Below are 18,751 nucleotides of genomic sequence, written 5' to 3'. Positions count from 1 at the left end.
TTAAGATCGAAAAGTTCGATGCTTATGGGGAGCGCGCGCTGCATGCACCTGGGAACAACTGCCCTGCTGATTATCAGGACGCTGGCGCGAACCCTGTGGGAGCGGCTTTAGCCGCGAAACAGGCAACGCAGTGGATGGCACCGGCTTCGCCGGTGTTCGCGGCTAAAGCCGCTCCCACAGGATCAGCGCCAACAGTGGAAACCACCAGCCGCTCTCAATGCGGTTGGCTGTCGGCGCTGAACGGATACGGCTGCTTCCAGCGCTCGAAGATCGGCTTCAACTCACCGCTGCGCACCAGCTCGGCCATGCGCTTGTCGAACAGCGCACTCAGGGCCTTGCCCTGCTCGCTACGGGTAAAGGCCAGGTACAGCGGCAGCTCGGCGACGTGGGTGCTGCGAAAACGCTCGGGGTGTGGCGACTGCCCAAGCACATAGTCGACTTCGGTCTGCGCATCGATGTAAAAGTCCACCCGGTCATGCTCGAGCATCGGCAGGATGCCCTCGCGGCGCTGAACCTCACGGAAGTTGTGCACGTTGGGCAGGTAGCTGGCGTAGTCATAGCCGCGCACCCAGGCCAGGCGATACTGGCCGACGTTTTCGGGCGTGGGCTGTGCCTTGCCGGCCAGGCCCAGGGCGTAGATGTGGTCCATGTCGAAGTGCCAGCGCGGGTAGAGGTTGTCCTCGTTCTCTTCCTTGTACGAGCCAACCCAGGCATCGGCCTCGCCACGCCTGACCAGGCCTACTGCACGGCTGTACGGCGCGCTTTGGGTGACGACCTTGACCCCTGCCGGCTCGAACACCTTGCGCAGCACGTCCCAGGCCACCCCGCTGCCATCGGCGTTGGTGTAGTCGAGCCATTCCTCGCTGACCAGGCGCACCTGTGCGGGCGTCTCGCGGGCCATGACGGCCGGGGCGACGAGCAGCATCAATGCCAGTACAACAGTCCTCACGCCCATCACAACACTCCTGTGTTTCAGGCCACCGCCCACACCAGAACCTGCATGCCCAGCCAGGCAAATACCCCGGCCAGGATATCGTCGAGCATGATCCCGAACCCGCCATGCACATGCCGGTCGACCCAGCGGATCGGCCACGGCTTGAGGATGTCGAAGAAGCGGAACATCAGGAACCCTGCGAGCAGCCACTGCCAGCCTTCCGGCACCAGCCACAGGGTGATCCACATGCCAACGATTTCGTCCCAGACAATGCCTTCATGATCGTGGACGCGCAAGTCATTGGCCACCTTGCCGCACAACCACACACCGAACAGCATGCTGATGCCCAGCAGCAGCCAGTAGCCCCAGTCGGGCAACATCTGCCACAGCGGAATGAACGGCAGCGCCACCAGCGAGCCCCAGGTCCCAGGGGCCTTGGGCAAAGTGCCGGAGCCGAAGCCGAAGGCGATGAAGTGCCACGGATTGCGCCAGACCGAAGGCGGAACGAACTCCGCAGGCACCTGGTTGGGGTGGTCGGTCACGGTGTCTCCCTGAAATGTTGATAGCCCCGCTGTTGCGGGGTGATGTCCCGGCCCTGCGGGTCGCGCAGGGTCACGCCCTGGCCTTCCAGCACATGGCCGATCACGTGCACGCCAGCGCCCAGGGTCGCCAGAGCCGCCTCGGGTACGGTGAACGCCAGTACGTAGTCATCGCCACCGGTGAGCGCCGCGTGCAACGCCCCTTCATGGCCGAGCAAGGCCTGCAAGGCGCCAGACACTGGCACCTGCGCCAGGTTCACCTGCAATGCCACGCCGGACGCCTTGGCGATGTGCCCGCAATCGGCCAGCAGGCCATCGGAGATATCCAGCGCCGCCGTGGCCAGGCTACGCAAGCGCTCGCCAAGCTGCAGTTGCGGCAGCGGCGACCAATAGTGCTCAAGCAGCGGCCCAGCCACCTCGTCGATGGCCTCGCGCTCGCCCAGCACCAACGGCAGCGCCCCGGCCGCATTGCCCAGATCACCGCCGACACACAGCAGGTCGCCCGGGCGCGCGCCACTGCGGCGCAGCGCCTGGCCGGTCGGTACCCGGCCGAACACGGTCACGGTGATGCTCAGCGGGCCACGGGTGGTGTCGCCGCCGATCAGGCTGATGCCGCAGCGCCGGGCCATGCGCCCGAGGCCGTCGGCGAAGCCTTCGAGCCAGTCGGGGCCGACCTGGGGCAAGGTGAGCGCGAGGGTGAAGCCGATCGCCGTGGCACCCATGGCCGCCAGGTCGCTGACCGCCACGGCCAGCGCACGCTGGCCAAGCAGCAAGGGGTCGCAGACTGCGGGGAAATGCACACCGGCCACGAGGGTGTCGGTGGAGATCGCCAACTGTTCGCCGGCGGGAATGTCCAGCAGGGCGCAATCGTCGCCGATGCCCAGGGCCACGCCTTCGCCGCCCTGCGCACAGGGCGCGGCGGCGAAGTAATGGCTGATCAGCTCGAACTCACCCATGGCCGGCAGGCGCGCACTCAGCGCTTGTTCGCCTTGACTTCCGCCTCACGCAGACGCGGAGCCAGCTTGTCCAGCACGCCGTTGACGAACTTGTGGCCGTCGGTGGCGCCGAACACTTTCGCCAGTTCCACACCTTCGTTGATCACTACGCGGTAGGGTACGTCGGCGCGCATGATCAGCTCCCAGGTGGACAGGCGCAGAACCGCCAGTTCGACCGGGTCGAGCTCTTCGAGCGGGGTGTCCAGGCAAGGCTTGAGTGCTTCGTCGATTTCGCTCTTCTTCGCCGGGACCCCGTGCAGGATCTCGCGGAAGTAGGCGCCGTCGATATCGGTGAAATCGTTGTCGACCCGGAACTGCGCTTCGACCTCGTTCAGCGAATGCTTGGCCATGTGCCACTGGTAGAGGGCCTGGGTGGCGAGCTTGCGGGCTTCGCGACGCTTGGCGCTCTTCGAGGGCTTGCCGGCATCCGCAGGTTTCGGATCGCGCGGGTTGAAACGATCGCTTTCGTCGCTAATCACTTGGCCTCCAACTGCGCCAGCAGGCTGACCATTTCCAGAGCGGACAGGGCAGCTTCAGCACCTTTGTTGCCGGCCTTGGTGCCGGAGCGCTCGATGGCCTGTTCGATGGAGTCGACGGTCAGCACGCCGAAGGCCACCGGAACACCGAACTCCATGGACACCTGGGCCAGGCCCTTGGTGCACTCGCCCGCCACGTATTCGAAGTGCGGGGTACCGCCACGGATCACGGCGCCCAGGGCGATGATCGCGTCGTAGTTGCCTTGCTGGGCGACTTTCTGTGCCACCAGCGGGATTTCAAAGGCGCCCGGGGCACGGATGATGGTGATGTCGCTTTCGCTGACGCCGTGGCGTACCAGGGCATCGACTGCACCGCTTACCAGGCTTTCGACGACGAAGCTGTTGAAGCGGCCAACCACCAAAGCATAGCGACCTTTGGGGGCGATGAAGGTACCTTCGATGGTCTTCAGGGTCATTCTTGAGTTCTCATCTTCAAGAGCGAGGCCGCGCTGTGGCGGCCTCGGGAGGGTTTTGACTCGAGTTGGAAGGCGATCAAGCCGCCTCAAGTCACTCGGAGGGCACGTATTCTACAACTTCCAGATCGAATCCGGATATCGCATTGAACTTCATTGGCGAACTCATCAGGCGCATCTTGCGCACACCGAGGTCGCGCAGGATCTGCGAGCCGGCGCCAACGGTGCTGTAGGTGGTCGGTGCCTTGGGTTGCGCATCGCCCGCGCTTTCGCGGATGTGCGCCAGCAGCACGTCGCCGTCCAGCGGGTGGCCCAGCAGCAGCACCACGCCGCTGCCGGCTTCGGCCACGGCGGCCATGGCCGCGCGCAGGCTCCAGCGGCCCGGCTGCTTGACCATCAGCAGGTCGCGCAGCGGGTCCATGTTGTGCACCCGTACCAGGGTCGGCTCTTCGGCGCAGATCTTGCCGAGGGTGAGGGCCATGTGCACATCGCCTTCCACCGCGTCACGGTAGGTGACCAGGTTGAATTCACCCAGCTCGCTCTCGATCGGCTGCTCGGAAACCCGCTGCACGGTGCGCTCGTGGATCATGCGGTAGTGGATCAGGTCGGCGATGGTGCCGATCTTCAGGCCGTGCTCGGCGGCGAACACTTCCAGCTCGGCGCGGCGCGACATGGTGCCGTCGTCGTTCATCACTTCGCAGATCACCCCGCTCGGCTCGAAACCGGCCATGCGCGCCAGGTCGCAGGCGGCTTCGGTGTGGCCGGCGCGGGCCAGGGTGCCACCGGGCTGGGCCATCAGCGGGAAGATGTGGCCAGGGCTGACGATGTCTTCGGCCTTGGCGTCCTTGGCGGCGGCGGCCTGCACGGTGCGCGCGCGGTCGGCGGCGGAGATGCCGGTGGTGACACCCTCGGCGGCCTCGATCGACACGGTGAACTTGGTGCCGAAACCGGAACCGTTGCGCGGCGCCATCAGCGGCAGCTTCAGGGTTTCGCAGCGCTCGCGGGTCATCGGCATGCAGATCAGGCCACGGGCGTGCTTGGCCATGAAGTTGATGTGCTCAGGCAGGCAGCACTCGGCCGCCATGATGATGTCGCCTTCGTTCTCGCGGTCTTCGTCATCCATGAGGATGACCATTTTGCCCTGGCGGATGTCTTCAACCAGTTCTTCGATGCTGTTGAGCGCCACGCGGCACCCCCTTCTCAATCAGGATTTCAAGAAGCCGTTGGCGGCCAGGAAGCTTTCGGTAATGCCACTGCCCTTGCTCGGCTCGGCGGCCTTGTCGCCCAGCAGCAGACGCTCCAGGTAACGGGCCAGCAGGTCGACCTCAAGGTTCACCCGACGCCCTGCGCGGTAGTCGGCCATGATGGTTTCGGACAGGGTATGCGGGACGATGGTCAGCTCGAACTCGGCGCCATCGACTTCGTTGACCGTCAGGCTGGTGCCGTCGACGGTGATCGAGCCCTTGTGGGCGATGTACTTGGCCAGCTCTTTGGGTGCGCGCACGCGGAACTGGATGGCGCGGGCGTTATCGGCGCGCGAGACGATCTCGCCGACGCCGTCGACGTGGCCGCTGACCAGGTGACCACCCAGGCGGGTGGTGGGCGTGAGGGCCTTTTCCAGGTTGACCCGGCTGCCGGTCTTCAGATCGACCATGGCGGTGCGCTTGAGGGTCTCGACGCTGACGTCGGCCCAGAAGCCGTCGCCGGGCAGTTCGACGGCGGTCAGGCACACGCCGTTGACGGCGATGCTGTCGCCGAGCTTGACGTCGCCCAGGTCGAGCTTGCCGGTTTCTACATAAACGCGCACGTCACCGCCCTTGGGGGTCATGCTGCGGATGGTGCCGATGGATTCGATGATGCCGGTGAACATGCTGTTCTCCTCAAAGACAGGCTGCGCGGGGCAAGCCCGGCATTATACGCCGGGGGCCGGCAGGGGGATGGCAGTGACTCGCCAGTCATCGCCGACTGCGCGCATTTCGGTGATCTTCAGCCGCGGCGCCTCGCTCATCTGCGCCAGCGGCCAGTCCAGCAGCGGGCGGGCAGCGGAGCCGAGGAAGGTGCCGGCGACGAACAGCTGGAACTCGTCGACCAGGCCCTGGCGGGCGAAGGCACCGACCAGGCCGGCACCGGCCTCAAGCAGGATTTCGTTGACGCCGCGCCCGGCCAGGGTGCGCAGCAGCGCCGGCAGGTCGATCTGGCCGTCGCTGCCGGGCAGGTTGATCAGTTCGTGGCCAGCGGCGGCATAGCGCGGATCATCACCGGCGGCGGTGATCACCAGCGCCGGGCCGGCCTGGAAGAAAGGCGCGTCCAGTGGCAGGCGCAGGCGGCCGTCGATCAATACCCGCAACGGCGGGCGCGACAAGGCCAGGGCCGTGAGCTCGGCGTCCAGGCCCAACTGTTCAGCGCGTATGGTCATCCGCGCCTGGTCCTGCAGCACACTGGCGGCGCTGGTCAGTACCACGCTGGAGCGCGCGCGCAGGCGCTGCACCGCCGAGCGGGCGGCGGGGCCGGTGATCCACTGGCTTTCGCCGCTGGCCATGGCGGTGCGGCCGTCCAGGCTCATCGCCAGCTTGACGCGAACGAACGGCAGGCCGTGCTCCATGCGCTTGAGGAAACCAGGGTTGAGGGCACGGGCTTCGGCTTCGAGCACGCCACTGGCCACTTCGATCCCGGCCTCTTGCAGGCGGCGCAGGCCATTGCCGGCCACTTGCGGGTTGGGGTCCTGCATGGCCGCCACCACCCGCGCCACGCCGGCCTTGACCAGCGCTTCGGCGCACGGCGGCGTGCGGCCATGGTGGCTGCAAGGCTCGAGGGTGACGTAGGCACAGGCACCACGGGCGCGCTCGCCGGCCTGGCGCAGGGCGTGGACTTCGGCATGGGGCTCGCCGGCGCGCACGTGCCAGCCTTCACCGACCACCTCGCCATCGCGCACGATCACGCAGCCTACGCGTGGGTTGGGGTGGGTGGTGTAGAGGCCCTTGCGGGCCAGTTCCACGGCCCGGGCCATGTAGTGGGCGTCGAGAATGGCGGCTTGGCTGGTCATGCTTACTCTTTGGCTGGCTCACGGGCCAGGCGGTCGATTTCTTCGCGGAACTCGTCGAGGTCCTGGAAACGCCGGTAGACCGAGGCAAAACGGATGTAGGCGACTTCGTCGAGCTTGCGCAGCTCGGCCATCACCAGCTCACCGACCACCAGTGACTTCACTTCCCGCTCGCCGGTGGCGCGCAGGCGACTCTTGATATGCGCCAGCGCCGCTTCCAGGCGCTCGACGCTGACCGGCCGCTTCTCCAGCGCGCGCTGCATGCCGGCGCGCAGCTTGTCTTCATCGAAGGGCTGGCGCGTGCCGTCCTGCTTGATCAGCCGTGGCAGGACCAGCTCGGCGGTTTCGAAGGTGGTGAAACGCTCGCCGCAGGCGACGCATTCGCGACGGCGACGAACCTGTTCGCCCTCGGCGACCAGGCGCGAGTCGATGACCTTGGTGTCGTTGGCACCGCAAAACGGACAGTGCATGGTGGCAGGCAACAAAAAAAGGGAGGGCCATGGTAGCGCATTGCACTGGCAAGACAAGCTACCATCCATGCAATTCTGCCCGCCAAGGACTACACCATGCACTATCGAGCGCTCGTCGTGCTGTGCGCCGCCGCCCTGCTCGCCGCTTGCGGCAGCGACCGACCAAAGCCTGAGCAGGCCCCCGCGCCCGTGCCGGCCAAGGTGGCGAAAAAAGCCCAGCCACTCGGCCCGCTGCCGGCCTACCAGCGCGAGTTGAGCGGCACGCTGATGGAGATCCCCGCCGGCGCCGACGTCGAACTGGCACTGCTGGTTATCGACGACCGTGGCCGCCCGCAACAGCTGCTGGCCAGCAGCACCCTGACCGGTACCGGCCAGGCCCTGCCCTACCAGCTGCGCTTCAACCCCGAAGCCTTCCCCGCCGGGGCCCGCGTGGAGCTGCGTGGCCGTGCCAGCCAGTCCGGCCAGCTGATCATGCACCTGCCACCGGTGCGCATCGCCCAGGCCGAAACCCAGGCCACTGGCCCGCTGCGTTTCGAAAAGGCCCCGTAAATGGCACCGCACGCCCTGCAACAGGCCCTGAGCGGCCTGATCGGCGAAGCGCGCCTGGTGGTCAGCGAGCTGCCCGGGTGCGCCCTGAAGCTTTGGCTGATCGACGACCAGAACATGGACCGTGAATTCAGCAGCGAGGAAACCCAGCGCATCCTCGAAGAACCGCCCTACTGGAGCTTCTGCTGGGCCAGCGGCCTGGCCATGGCGCGCTACCTGGCCGAGCGCCCGGAGTGGGTGCGCGGCAAGCGCGTGCTGGACTTCGGCGCCGGCTCCGGCATTGCCGGTATCGCCGCGGCCCGGGCGGGCGCGCTTGAGGTGGTGGCCTGCGACCTCGACCCGCTGGCCCTCGACGCCTGCCGCGCCAACGCCGCGCTCAATGGCGTGGCGCTGAACTACAGCAGCGACTTCTTCGCCGAGGCCGACCGCTTCGACCTGATCCTGGTCGCCGATGTGCTGTACGACCGCGCCAACCTGCCGTTGCTGGATGAATTCCTCAGCCGTGGCCGCCAGGCGCTGGTGGCGGATTCGCGCGTGCGCGACTTCAGCCACCCGCAATACCGCCCGCTGGGCGTGCTCGAGGCCCTGACCCTGCCGGACCTGGCCGAGCCGCACGAATTCCGCCGGGTCAGCCTGTACCACGCCAGCCGCGAGCCTTTATAGTGGGGCATTCACGTTTGCGAGAGTCACGATGAGCCAGGAAACGCAGTACATCTTCGATGCCACCGATGCCACCTTCCAGCAACTGGTCATCGAGAACTCCTTCCACAAACCCGTCCTGGTCGACTTCTGGGCCGAGTGGTGCGCGCCGTGCAAGGCGCTGATGCCGCTGCTGGCGAAGATCACCGAGGGCTACCAGGGCGAGCTGCTGCTGGCCAAGATCAATTGCGACGTCGAGCAGCAGGTGGTGGCCCAGTTCGGCATCCGCAGCCTGCCGACCGTGGTGCTGTTCAAGGACGGCCAGCCGGTCGACGGTTTTGCCGGCGCCCAACCCGAGTCGGCCATCCGCACCATGCTCGAGCCCCATGTGCAGATGCCCGCGCCGCCAACCGCCGCGCCACTGGAGCAGGCCAAGGCGCTGTTCGCCGAGAGCCGTTTCAGCGAGGCCGAAGCGCTGCTGCAGGTGCTGCTGGGTGAAGACAACAGCAACGCCGAGGCGCTGATCCTGTACGCCCGCTGCCTGGCCGAACGCGGTGAGCTGGGCGAGGCGCAAGTGGTGCTGGACGCGGTAAAAACCGACGAGCACAAAGCAGCCCTGGCAGGCGCCAAGGCCCAGCTGACCTTCCTGCGCCAGGCCGCCAGCCTGCCGGAAGCCGCCGAGCTGAAAAGCCGCCTGGCGCAGAACCCGCAGGATGACGAGGCCAGCTACCAACTGTGCATCCAGCAACTGGCGCGCCAGCAGTACGAAGCGGCGCTGGACGGGCTGCTCAAGCTGTTCCAGCGTAACCGTGGCTACGAGAACGGCTTGCCGCAGAAGGCGCTGCTGCAGGTGTTCGAGCTGCTGGGCAGCGATCATCCGCTGGTGGGGGTGTACCGCCGCAAACTGTCGGCGGCGATGTTCTGATCCAATAATTGGCGAGGGCTTCGCCCTCGTTCGCAGGTAAACCCGCTCCCACAGGATTCAAGAACAGCGCGATCCCTGTGGGAGCGGGTTTACCCGCGAAAATGCCAGCACAGAACCTGCTGGTTCACCCCACCCAGTGATACACCGGCGCATCCACGCCGCTTTCCACCTTCACCTCACTGCTGTGCCGCAGCCGCACCAGCAGGCGCTTGCCCGCCGCCGTGCTGCCGGCGAGCCCTTCCAGGCGATCGAGCAACTCGGGCCCGCTCATCTGCCCGGCTTGGCGCAACACATCACGCGCGGCCATCCACTGCCCGTCATCCTGGCGTGGCACGGGGCTGGCACTCACCGGGGCGTTTTCGACCAGCGCAGGCTGCTCCAGCCGACGCCCCAACTGCGCCCACTCTTCCGGCGCCAGCTCGATGGTCAAATCCACCGGCCATTCACCGATCTGTCCACGAATTCTCACGCTGCCTTCCTCGTACCAGGGCTGAATGCCGTCATGCTCCCACGAACATGAAACCTGTGCCAGGCAGGCTGGCGAGGCGCAGAAAAATTGTTATAACATTACCAAATCATTCCAAGCCCCCTGGAGCCGTTCATGCGTCGTCTGCTGCTCGCCCTGCCCTTTGCCCTGCTGCCCCTGGCCGTGGCCCATGCCCACGACGAGCATGATCATGATCACGGCACCCTCGCCGCCCACGAGCATGGCGTGGCCAAGCTCAACGTGGTGCTCGACGGCAACACCCTGGAGCTGGAGCTGGACAGCCCGGCCATGAACCTGGTCGGCTTCGAGCACGCCGCCAGCACCGACGCCGACAAGGCCAAGGTCGCCGCCGCGCGCCAGCAGCTGGAGCAACCGCTTAAGCTGTTCGGCCTGGCCCAGGCCGCCGGCTGCAAGGATGAAGCGCAAGAGCTTGAAAGCCCGCTGTTCGGCGACGCCGCCCATGCCGACGACGATGGCGACGCGCACGAACACGAACACGAACACGAACACGGCCACCAGCACGCCGATGTCAACGCCCACTACCAGTTCACCTGCGCCACCCCGGCCAAGCTCGCCCAGCTCGACCTTGGCCCGCTGTTCAAGGCCTTCCCGCAAACCCAGAAGATCAACGTGCAACTGATCGGCCCAAACGGCCAGAAAGGCGTCGAGGCCACTGCGGCCAAGGCCGTGGTCGCGTTCTGAATGAGCCAGGCGCTGATCGAGCTGCATGACCTGGTGTTCGCCTGGCCCGGCCAGGCGCCGCTGCTGGATATCCGCGAGTTCCGCCTGGAAGCCGGCGAGGCGCTGTTCCTCAAGGGCCCCAGCGGCAGCGGCAAGACCACCCTGCTCGGCCTGCTGGGCGGGGTGAACCGCCCGGGCCAGGGGCGTATCCAGTTGCTTGGCCAGGACCTTGCCAGCTTGAGCCAGGGCGCCCGCGACCGTTTTCGGGTCGACCACACCGGCTACATCTTCCAGCAGTTCAACCTGCTGCCGTTCCTGTCGGTGCGCGAGAACGTCGAGCTACCCTGCCGCTTCTCGAAGTCCCGTGCCGAGCGCGCCAGCCAGCGCCATGGCAGCGTCGACCAGGCCGCCGCGCACCTGCTGGCGCACCTGGGGTTGAATGACTCCGGCCTGCTCGCCCGACGTGCCGGCAGCCTGTCGATCGGCCAGCAGCAACGCGTCGCCGCCGCCCGGGCACTGATCGGCCAGCCCGAACTGGTGATCGCCGACGAACCCACCTCGGCGCTCGATGCCGACACCCGTGAAGCCTTCATCCGCCTGCTGTTCGACGAATGCCGCGCGGCCGGCTCCAGCCTGCTGTTCGTCAGCCATGACCAGAGCCTGGCGCCGCTGTTCGACCGTCACCTGTCCCTGGCCGAACTCAACCGCGCCGCCACGCCCCGGGAGGCCTGATGTACCTGCTCCGCCTTGCCCTGGCCAGCCTGGCCAACCGCCGTTTCACCGCCCTGCTCACCGCCTTCGCCATCGCCCTGTCGGTGTGCCTGCTGCTGGCAGTCGAGCGGGTGCGCACCGAAGCCCGCGCCAGCTTCGCCAGCACCATCAGCGGCACCGACCTGATCGTCGGCGCCCGTTCGGGCTCGGTGAACCTGCTGCTGTATTCGGTGTTCCGCATCGGCAACGCCACCAACAACATTCGCTGGGACAGCTACCAGCAGTACGCCAAGGACCCACGGGTCAAGTGGGCCATCCCTATTTCCCTGGGTGACTCGCACCGTGGCTACCGGGTGATGGGCACCACCGGCGACTACTTCGCGCACTATCAGTACGGCCGCCGCCAGCACCTCGAGCTGAGCCAGGGCCGGCCCTTCGCCGACGACCCGTTCGAAGTGGTGCTGGGGGCCGAAGTGGCCGACGCGCTGCACTACAAGCTCGGCGACAAACTGGTGCTGGCCCACGGTGTAGCCGCCATCAGCCTGGTCAAGCACGACGACAAGCCATTCACCGTGGTTGGCGTGCTCAAGCGTACCGGCACCCCGGTGGACCGCACCCTGCACATCAGCCTGGCGGGCATGGAGGCGATTCACATCGACTGGCACAACGGCGTGCCGGCGCGTGGTGCCGGGCGCATCAGCGCCGAGCAGGCCCGCGGCATGGACCTGCAACCGGCGGCGATCACCGCGTTCATGCTCGGCTTGAACAACAAGATCGCCACCTTCAGCCTGCAACGCGAGATCAACGAGTACCGCAACGAGCCGCTGCTGGCGATCCTGCCCGGCGTGGCGCTGCAAGAACTGTGGAGCCTGATGGGCACGGCCGAGCAGGCGCTGTTCGTGGTCTCGCTGTTCGTGGTGCTGACCGGGCTGATCGGCATGCTCACGGCGATCCTCACCAGCCTCAACGAACGCCGCCGGGAGATGGCCATCCTGCGTTCGGTGGGGGCCCGGCCGTGGCACATCGCCGGGTTGCTGGTACTCGAAGCACTGGCCCTGGCCGTGGCCGGGATCGCCGCCGGGCTGGGCTTGCTGTATGCCGGGATCGCCCTCGCCCAGGGCTATGTACAGGCCAACTACGGGCTGTACCTGCCGCTGGATTGGCCGAGTGCGCATGAGTGGACGTTGCTGGGGATCATCCTCGGCGCGGCGCTGCTGATGGGCAGCGTGCCGGCCTGGCGCGCCTATCGGCAGTCGCTGGCCGATGGGCTGTCGATTCATCTTTGAGAGCGGGCCTGATCATGCACCTCGGCGTCACCACAGAAAAAAGCACGCTTAAAACCCATCCGTGGGAGCGGCGGTGCGCCGCTGCGACTTGCCCCGCGAAACAGGCACCGCGCAGCTTGGCACCGGCTTCGCCGGTCTTCGCGGGGCAAGCCCGCTCCCACGCTGCCCTTCTGCGTTACCTCCTGCTCCTGGCCTTGCTGCTGCTCTGTCTGCCGCTTTGGGCCAGTGAGCCCCGTGAACTGGACTGGCCCGCACTGATCCCCGAGGGCGCCCCGATCATCCCGCCGCAACTGGCCCCGCTACACGACCTGTCGCAGATCGGCAGTGCGCTTTCCGAATCTGCCCCAGCCGCGCGCCAGCAAGCACCCGACGCGCCGGTGGTCAAGGCACTCGATGGCCAGCAGGTGAAGCTGCCCGGCTACATCGTGCCGCTGGAGGTCAGCGAAGAGGGCCGCACCACCGAGTTCCTGCTGGTGCCCTACTACGGCGCCTGCATCCATGTGCCGCCACCGCCGTCGAACCAGATCGTGCATATCTTCAGCGAGATGGGCGTGCGCGTCGAAGACCTCTACCAGCCGTACTGGATCGAGGGGACGATGCAGGTCAAGGCCAGCAGCAGCGAACTGGCCGATGCCGGTTACCAGATGGAAGCGGAGAAAATCTACGCCTATGAGCTGAAGTGAGCACTGACAGGGGCTCATGACACGGCTTCGTTGAGCTGGGTCAAACTTTCTGTTTAGTCAGCTTCGTACCATTGGACTACTCGATTACTCACGTCCTTTGGGAGCTTCCATGAACAAGTCCTTGCTCAGTGCCTCGCTCGTCGCGTTGGCGCTCGCAGCCCCTGTTGCCCACGCCCACCAGGCAGGTGATTTCATCATCCGTTCCGGCGCCATCACCACCGCGCCGAACGAGAACAGCGGCGACATCAAACTCGATGGCGCCAAGGTGTCGGGCACCAAGGCGACCCTGGACAGCGATACCCAACTGGGCCTGGCATTCGCCTACATGCTGACCGACCACATCGGCCTGGAGCTGCTGGCCGCCACCCCGTTCAAGCACACCGTCGGCGTGAAGGGCCTGGGTGCCGGCCTGGACGGCAAACTGGCCGACATCAAGCAACTGCCACCGACCCTGTCGCTGCAGTACTACCCGATGGAGGCCAGCTCCAAGTTCCAGCCATACGCCGGCGTGGGCCTGAACTACACCCTGTTCTTCGATGAAGACCTGAGCAGCAACCGCAAGGCGCAAGGCTTCAGCAACATGAAGCTGAAGGACTCGGTCGGGCTCGCCGGCCAGCTGGGCATGGACTACATGCTCACCGAAAACCTGCTGTTCAACGCCGCGGTCTGGTACGTCGACATCGACACCAAGGCCACCATCGACGGCCCGAGCGCCCTGGGCGTGGGCAAGACCAAGGTCGACGTGGACGTCGACCCGTGGGTCTACATGGTGGGCCTGGGCTACAAGTTCTGATCCAGTACCGCCCGACAAGCCCGCTCGCCTGAGCGGGCTTTTTCATTCTGGCCCAGCCGCCACAGGTACACCCAGTACCCCAGGGCAAGGCCACTGATGCCGGCCCCCAACCCGCACACGGCGGCCCAGCCCCATTGCCCGTAGACCCAGGTCGCGGCCACCGCACCCAGCCCGCTGCCCAGCGAGTAGCAGCACATGTAGGCACCGATCAGCCGGCTGGCCATCTCGCCACGCCCGGCCAGCAGCAGGCTCTGGTTGGTCACGTGCACCGCCTGCACGGCGAAGTCCAGCAGCAGCACGCCCAGCAGCAGCGCCAGCAACGAGTGCTCGAGCAGGGCAATCGGCAACCATGACAGCACCAGCAACCCCAGCGCCAGGCCGGTGGTCTGCTGCCCTTGCCCACGGTCGGCCAGGCGCCCGGCACGTGCGGCCGCCAGGGCACCGGCAACCCCCGCCAGGCCGAACAGGCCGACCTGGGTATGGTCCAGCGCCAGCGGCGCGGCGCTCAGGGGCAGCACCATGGCACTCCACAGCACACTGAAGGCGGCAAAGATCAGCAGGGCGAAGGTGCCCCGCTGGCGCAACAGCGGGTCGTGGCGGTACAGCGCGAACACCGACCCCAGCAGGGCCAGATACCCCTGTCGCACGCCGCGCGGTGGTGCCTCGGGCAAACGCCAGGCGAGCAACAGCGCCATCAGCAGGGCAAGGCCCGCAGCCACGCAATAAACCGTACGCCAACCCGCCAGATCGGCCACCAACCCCGAGGCCAGGCGTGCCAGCAGGATGCCCAGCACCACACCGCTGGTGACCGTACCCACCGCTTGCCCCTGTTGCGCGGGGGTGGCCAGTGTGGCGGCGTGGGCCACCATCACCTGCACCACCACCGCCATCAGCCCGACCATGCCCATGGCCGCCAGCAGCATTGCCCAGTCAAGGCTCGACGCCACCGCCAGCAGGGCAACAGCCGCCAGCACCAGTTGCGTGAGGATCAGCCGCTTGCGAGCGAACAGGTCGCCCAGCGGCACGATCAGCAGCAACCCTGCGGCATACCCGGCCTGGGTCGCGCTGACCACCAGGCCGACCTGCGCCTGGGCGATACCCAGGCTGCCGGCCATGGACTCCAACAGCGGCTGGGACAGATACACGGTGGCCACCGCAAGGCCGCAGGCGAGCGCCAGCAGCTGCGTCAGACCACGGGTCAATGGCGGCGGTACAGATGAGGCAGATGGCATTGCACAGTCCTCGACAGATTCCGGTTTCGTTTTGAAACCACAACTGGATTTCTAGCAAATGTGGTTTTAATCTGCAACCAACATTGATCAGGAATGGCCCATGCTCGACGACAACAACCAGCAATGCCCCGTGGCCCGCGCACTGGAAGTGCTCGGCGATCGCTGGGCGCTGATGATCCTGCGCGATGCCTTCGATGGCCTGCGCCGCTTCAGCGAATGGCAGAAGAACCTGGGGCTGGCGAAGAACATCCTCGCCACGCGCCTGAAGCTGCTGGTCGAGGCCGGCCTGCTGGTGCAACAACCCGCCTCCGATGGCAGTGCCTACAAGGAGTACGTGCTGACCGAGCAGGGGCGCGCGGTGTTCCCGATCGTGATCGGCTTGCGCCAGTGGGGGGAGCGGTATCTGTTCACGGAAGGGGAGTCACGCTCGCAACTGGTCGATGATCGCGGCCAGGGGTTGGAGACGCTGCAGGTGCGGGCTGAGGATGGGCGAGTGGTGGAGCCGGAGCAGTGCCAGCGGCGGTTGGTTCGGCATGCCCACTGAGCGGGCTTGCACGTCCCCTGTAGGAGCGGCCTTGTGTCGCGAAAGGGCTGCAGAGCAGCCCCGGCGATATCTGCTTTCGCGCTGAAATCCTGGGGCCGCGCTGCGGCCCTTTCGCGACACAAGGCCGCTCCTACAAGGACGCGCAAGGCCTGGGATATGCGCGCTCAGGCCTTGCCGAGCAACCGTGCCACGCCTTCAACGAAGGGCGTTGGCTCGGGGAAGTCGAAGCGCGCCAGCAGCCGCGCATTGTCCGCCCGCGAATGGCGGATATCCCCGGAACGCGCCGGGCCGTGGCTGATCGGCGGCAGGCTGCCGATCACCTGTTCCAGGGCCTTGAGCAACTGGTTCAGCGAAGTCGCCTGATTCAGGCCGATGTTCACCGCGCCCTCTTCCACCGTCGGCTGCTCCAGCGCCTGGACCATCACCTGGACCAGGTCGCCGACATACAGGAAATCGCGGGTCTGTTCACCATCGCCGAACACCATGATGGGTTTGCCGCTGGTGGCACGCTCGCAGAAGATGCTGATCACCCCGGAATACGGCGAAGACGGGTCCTGGCGCGGGCCAAAGATATTGAAGAAGCGGAATACCACCGGCTCCAGGCCGTGCTGGCGACGGTAGAAATCCAGGTATTGCTCGCTGGCCAGCTTGTCCACCGCGTACGGGGTCAGCGGTGCCTTGGGCGTGTCCTCGGCGATGGACTGGCCTTCGCCATTGTTGCCGTACACCGCCGCGCTGGAGGCGAACAGCACCCGGCGCACGCCATGCTGGCGCATCGCTTCACAGACGTTGAGCGTGCCGATGAAATTGCTCTGGTGGGTTTTTACCGGGTCCTCGACCGACGCCTGCACCGAGGCTACCGCGGCCAAGTGCACCACGGCCCGGCAACCGGCGGCCGCACGCGCGACCAGCGCCGCATCGGCGACATCGCCCTCGATCAGTTGCAACTGCGGGTGGCCGAGTTGCAGGTTGCTGCGCTTGCCGGTGGACAGGTCATCGAGAATGCGTACCGCGTAGCCTTTTTCCAGCAGCGCATCGCACAGGTGGGAGCCAATGAAGCCGGCACCGCCGGTGATCAGGATGGGGGCATCAGCCATGTCGGTAGAAACGGTCCAGTAGGGGCGGCAAGCCGGCACGCCAGGCGCGCGGCTTGATGCCGAAAGTGTGAAGGATCTTCTTGCAGGCCAGCACCGCATGCTGCGGCTCTTCACTGGCATCCGGGCGCGCGGCATGGGCCTGGGCGGTCGGTTGCTGCACGGCCAGCTTGTGCCACTGCGCGGCTTCGCCGAGGATCGCCTGGCCCAGCGCCAGCGGCGTGGTGGCCTCGTTGCCGGCGTAGTGGTAGGTGCCCCACAGCGGCGCCTTGCAGTCGAGCTGCTTGAGCACCGAGAGGATGACCCGCGCGGCGTCATCTACCGGCGTCGGGTTGCCGCGCCGGTCGTCGGCCAGCAGCAGCTCCTGCGGTTGTTCGGCGCGGGTCAGGAAACGCCCGAGCGCACCGTCGCGGCTTTCGTCGAGCAGCCAGCCGAAGCGCAGCAGCACATGCTGCGGGCAGGTGGCGCGCACGCTCTGCTCGATGCGCCACAGGGCCTGGCCACGCAAGCCGAGCGGTACCGGTTCGTCCTTCTCGCTGTAGGCCGTGGCGCGCGAGCCATCGAACACCCGGTAGCTGGAAGGCTGCACCAGGATCATTTCGTGGTGCTGGCACAGTTCGGCGAGCCGCTCCACCGCACGCTCCTGCTGGGCCAGACGCTGTTCGCTGACCGACTCGGCCTGGAACCAGTCGAAGTAATAGGCAAGGTTGACCACCGCGTCGGGGCGGTGCTCGTCGAGCAACAGGGTCAGGCTGGCCGGGGCCCAGCCGGTTTCCGGGGGGCGCGGTGCCAGGAAGGCGATGTCTTCCTCGGCGCCAAGACGAATCAATGCTTGCCCGAGGGCATTGCCTCCACCCAACAGCATCAGGCGCATACGCATAGGGTCAACAAGTCCGCTCAGATCGATGGAGGAAAGGGGGCATTTTGCGGTTTCCGTGGGGCGAAGTCCAACCTGGGCCTGTCATACATGCGTTTTCCCTGCCTTGCTCAGCCCTGCTGCCTTTACAAACCCAGGAAACGACCGACAAGCGAACGGGAGCAGTCCGGCTTTTGAAAGGTGAGGTAAGTAGATCCAATAGCCGCCGTGCCTTATCGCCGGTACCGACGGGCAAAATTTTTCAGCACACCCTCAACAACATGGAACGTAGCTCATGAAAGACTTGGAAGTCGCCTACCTGCAATTCAACCCGGTTCAGGCGTTGGCATTGACAGGTTTCAGCCAGGAACTCGCAAACTCAGGGGGGCCGCAGGCCTGCGGCGTTGCCCAGAAGGCCAATGAATATGCCGAAGCGCTGAGGGCAACCCTTACGCCTGACCAGCGAACTACCCTTCAGCGCTTTACCGAAGGCCACTTGTCGGCCCTCCTGTTCTCACAGATGCATAGTCCTGACGATCCGCTGCCCGAATACCTGCCTTGTCAAAGTGAGCTGGAGCAGGATCAGGGCACTCTGTACCTCGCCTCGCGCAACCAATTGCTGCTGGCGCTTGCACGCTATCGTGCATTCGCCTTCGATATCGACAACGATGGCAAGCATGTGCGTCTAGTTGCCAACTTCAAAGGTGGCGGAACTACGCAACGTCCCGACGAGGACAGACGAAGGCCCGTCGAACTCAGCTCGCATTCTGGCCTCCGGCTGGGTGCGCACACCGAAGCGCCCTATAACTGTTCGGTGATAGCCCACGACGGGCACTCTCCCGCGCCATCAGCGCTGATTCTCGCTGCACGGTGGAACCCTGCGCAGGAACCGACCCACATCATCCCCATGGCCGGCATTATCGAAAGACTAGGGGGGCTGCATGCCTTGGCATTGACCTCCTGCTCCTTCGATTTCACCCGTAGCGAATGCTTCGTCAATGGCCAAGGGCAGGCTGGCAAAGCCGTCCCCATCCTGCAATTCGATGCCAACGGCGGCTTCAGCCTGCGCTACAACGCCTACCGCTTTTCACTCAACGATCACGCCAGCAAAGCCGCCGAGCGAGCGCTCGATGCCTTCCAGGCATTGCTCATGCAAGCGCAGCCCCTCCCCTTTGTACTGCAAGCCGACAAGGCCCTGCTGATCAACAACTGTCGAGCCTTGCATGGCCGAGACACCGTCATGGACAACCGCCGCCTGCTGGTACGCCTGTTCGGCTACTCCCCTTTCGCGCGCCCGTTGATCATCCGCGACGACCCGTTGCTGGTACGCGGCTGAGCTGGAGCTTC

General features: G+C 66.0%; 23 protein-coding genes. 10 read left to right on the top strand and 13 right to left on the bottom strand.

Annotated elements, in window-relative coordinates; translation table 11 throughout:
- Positions 1 to 214: 214 nt before the first annotated feature.
- The 9 genes from LOY51_RS03120 to nrdR all read right to left on the bottom strand — a co-directional run bounded on the left by LOY51_RS03120 (position 215) and on the right by nrdR (position 6,927).
- Positions 215 to 955: a substrate-binding periplasmic protein gene (locus tag LOY51_RS03120; protein ID WP_258644374.1), complete on the bottom strand. Its 741-nt coding sequence runs from the start codon at positions 953 to 955 to the stop codon at positions 215 to 217.
- Positions 956 to 972: 17 nt separating this feature from the next.
- Positions 973 to 1,476 (bottom strand): phosphatidylglycerophosphatase A family protein, encoded by a 504-nt coding sequence (locus LOY51_RS03115; protein ID WP_023632630.1) that lies wholly within the window; start codon positions 1,474 to 1,476, stop codon positions 973 to 975.
- Positions 1,473 to 2,429, bottom strand: a complete 957-nt coding sequence (thiL, locus tag LOY51_RS03110; RefSeq protein WP_258644373.1) for a thiamine-phosphate kinase — start codon at positions 2,427 to 2,429, stop codon at positions 1,473 to 1,475. The genes LOY51_RS03115 and thiL overlap by 4 nt, the downstream gene beginning before the upstream one ends.
- A gap of 17 nt (positions 2,430 to 2,446) precedes the next feature.
- Entirely contained in the window at positions 2,447 to 2,947 is a 501-nt protein-coding gene (gene nusB / locus LOY51_RS03105; protein ID WP_110993353.1) for a transcription antitermination factor NusB, read from the bottom strand.
- Positions 2,944 to 3,420, bottom strand: coding sequence for a 6,7-dimethyl-8-ribityllumazine synthase (ribH, locus tag LOY51_RS03100; protein ID WP_110993352.1), 477 nt, complete (start codon positions 3,418 to 3,420; stop codon positions 2,944 to 2,946). The genes nusB and ribH overlap by 4 nt, the downstream gene beginning before the upstream one ends.
- 91 nt (positions 3,421 to 3,511) lie before the next feature.
- Entirely contained in the window at positions 3,512 to 4,603 is a 1,092-nt protein-coding gene (gene ribBA / locus LOY51_RS03095; RefSeq protein WP_110993351.1) for a bifunctional 3,4-dihydroxy-2-butanone-4-phosphate synthase/GTP cyclohydrolase II, read from the bottom strand.
- 18 nt (positions 4,604 to 4,621) lie between these two features.
- Entirely contained in the window at positions 4,622 to 5,287 is a 666-nt protein-coding gene (locus tag LOY51_RS03090; protein WP_110993350.1) for a riboflavin synthase, read from the bottom strand.
- Between the two features lie 42 nt (positions 5,288 to 5,329).
- The gene (ribD, locus tag LOY51_RS03085) at positions 5,330 to 6,460 is read right to left on the bottom strand and encodes a bifunctional diaminohydroxyphosphoribosylaminopyrimidine deaminase/5-amino-6-(5-phosphoribosylamino)uracil reductase RibD (protein ID WP_258644364.1); all 1,131 of its coding nucleotides are present in this window, start codon (positions 6,458 to 6,460) and stop codon (positions 5,330 to 5,332) included.
- 2 nt (positions 6,461 to 6,462) lie between these two features.
- Complete coding sequence (gene nrdR / locus LOY51_RS03080; RefSeq protein WP_016393425.1) at positions 6,463 to 6,927, bottom strand: transcriptional regulator NrdR; 465 nt, start codon at positions 6,925 to 6,927, stop codon at positions 6,463 to 6,465.
- Between the two features lie 96 nt (positions 6,928 to 7,023).
- On the opposite strand from nrdR, the gene LOY51_RS03075 reads away from it, so the two are divergent.
- The 3 genes from LOY51_RS03075 to trxA are packed head-to-tail and all read left to right on the top strand — an operon-like array spanning position 7,024 to position 9,037.
- Positions 7,024 to 7,476 carry a YbaY family lipoprotein gene (locus LOY51_RS03075; RefSeq protein WP_258644362.1) on the top strand — a complete coding sequence of 151 codons (453 nt, stop codon included), beginning with the start codon at positions 7,024 to 7,026 and terminating at the stop codon, positions 7,474 to 7,476.
- A complete protein-coding gene (locus LOY51_RS03070; protein ID WP_258644360.1) occupies positions 7,477 to 8,136 on the top strand; it encodes a class I SAM-dependent methyltransferase in 660 nt (219 codons plus the stop codon).
- 28 nt (positions 8,137 to 8,164) lie between these two features.
- Positions 8,165 to 9,037 carry a thioredoxin gene (trxA, locus tag LOY51_RS03065; RefSeq protein WP_258644358.1) on the top strand — a complete coding sequence of 291 codons (873 nt, stop codon included), beginning with the start codon at positions 8,165 to 8,167 and terminating at the stop codon, positions 9,035 to 9,037.
- 124 nt (positions 9,038 to 9,161) lie between these two features.
- Here trxA and LOY51_RS03060 read toward each other — a convergent pair whose 3' ends face one another.
- The gene (locus LOY51_RS03060) at positions 9,162 to 9,506 is read right to left on the bottom strand and encodes a hypothetical protein (protein WP_258644348.1); all 345 of its coding nucleotides are present in this window, start codon (positions 9,504 to 9,506) and stop codon (positions 9,162 to 9,164) included.
- Positions 9,507 to 9,638: 132 nt separating this feature from the next.
- Between LOY51_RS03060 and LOY51_RS03055 the strand changes: the two genes are divergently transcribed.
- The 5 genes from LOY51_RS03055 (at position 9,639) to LOY51_RS03035 (ending at position 13,678) form a co-directional block, all read left to right on the top strand.
- Complete coding sequence (locus tag LOY51_RS03055) at positions 9,639 to 10,226, top strand: DUF2796 domain-containing protein (protein ID WP_258644340.1); 588 nt, start codon at positions 9,639 to 9,641, stop codon at positions 10,224 to 10,226.
- On the top strand, positions 10,227 to 10,937 hold the full coding sequence (locus tag LOY51_RS03050; RefSeq protein WP_258644338.1) for an ABC transporter ATP-binding protein: 711 nt from the start codon (positions 10,227 to 10,229) through the stop codon (positions 10,935 to 10,937). It begins immediately after the preceding gene.
- Positions 10,937 to 12,202 carry an ABC transporter permease gene (locus LOY51_RS03045; protein WP_258644336.1) on the top strand — a complete coding sequence of 422 codons (1,266 nt, stop codon included), beginning with the start codon at positions 10,937 to 10,939 and terminating at the stop codon, positions 12,200 to 12,202. The genes LOY51_RS03050 and LOY51_RS03045 overlap by 1 nt, the downstream gene beginning before the upstream one ends.
- 170 nt (positions 12,203 to 12,372) lie before the next feature.
- A complete protein-coding gene (locus tag LOY51_RS03040) occupies positions 12,373 to 12,885 on the top strand; it encodes a DUF3299 domain-containing protein (protein ID WP_125466147.1) in 513 nt (170 codons plus the stop codon).
- A 109-nt stretch (positions 12,886 to 12,994) separates the two neighbouring features.
- Entirely contained in the window at positions 12,995 to 13,678 is a 684-nt protein-coding gene (locus tag LOY51_RS03035; protein ID WP_258644334.1) for an OmpW/AlkL family protein, read from the top strand.
- On the opposite strand, the gene LOY51_RS03030 is transcribed toward LOY51_RS03035, so the two are convergent.
- Complete coding sequence (locus LOY51_RS03030) at positions 13,666 to 14,910, bottom strand: MFS transporter (protein WP_258644328.1); 1,245 nt, start codon at positions 14,908 to 14,910, stop codon at positions 13,666 to 13,668. The genes LOY51_RS03035 and LOY51_RS03030 overlap by 13 nt on opposite strands.
- A 100-nt stretch (positions 14,911 to 15,010) precedes the next feature.
- Here LOY51_RS03030 and LOY51_RS03025 point away from each other — a divergent pair, with 100 nt between their 5' ends.
- Positions 15,011 to 15,454 carry a winged helix-turn-helix transcriptional regulator gene (locus LOY51_RS03025; protein WP_258644326.1) on the top strand — a complete coding sequence of 148 codons (444 nt, stop codon included), beginning with the start codon at positions 15,011 to 15,013 and terminating at the stop codon, positions 15,452 to 15,454.
- Positions 15,455 to 15,618: 164 nt separating this feature from the next.
- On the opposite strand, the gene LOY51_RS03020 is transcribed toward LOY51_RS03025, so the two are convergent.
- Both LOY51_RS03020 and LOY51_RS03015 read right to left on the bottom strand, forming a co-directional pair.
- Positions 15,619 to 16,551 (bottom strand): NAD-dependent epimerase/dehydratase family protein, encoded by a 933-nt coding sequence (locus tag LOY51_RS03020; RefSeq protein WP_125462422.1) that lies wholly within the window; start codon positions 16,549 to 16,551, stop codon positions 15,619 to 15,621.
- Positions 16,544 to 17,428 carry a sugar nucleotide-binding protein gene (locus tag LOY51_RS03015; protein WP_125857266.1) on the bottom strand — a complete coding sequence of 295 codons (885 nt, stop codon included), beginning with the start codon at positions 17,426 to 17,428 and terminating at the stop codon, positions 16,544 to 16,546. Before LOY51_RS03015 ends, LOY51_RS03020 begins: the two co-directional genes overlap by 8 nt.
- A gap of 271 nt (positions 17,429 to 17,699) precedes the next feature.
- Between LOY51_RS03015 and LOY51_RS03010 the strand changes: the two genes are divergently transcribed.
- Positions 17,700 to 18,740 (top strand): Fe(II)-2OG oxygenase family protein, encoded by a 1,041-nt coding sequence (locus tag LOY51_RS03010; RefSeq protein WP_258644306.1) that lies wholly within the window; start codon positions 17,700 to 17,702, stop codon positions 18,738 to 18,740.
- The last annotated feature ends 11 nt before the right edge of the window (positions 18,741 to 18,751 follow it).

Origin of the sequence: Pseudomonas sichuanensis (assembly GCF_024749065.1) — a bacterium.
Classification (GTDB): domain Bacteria; phylum Pseudomonadota; class Gammaproteobacteria; order Pseudomonadales; family Pseudomonadaceae; genus Aquipseudomonas; species Aquipseudomonas sichuanensis.
The sequence above is the reverse complement of the archived record's forward strand: the minus strand, read 5'-3'. Positions and strand labels throughout refer to the sequence as shown.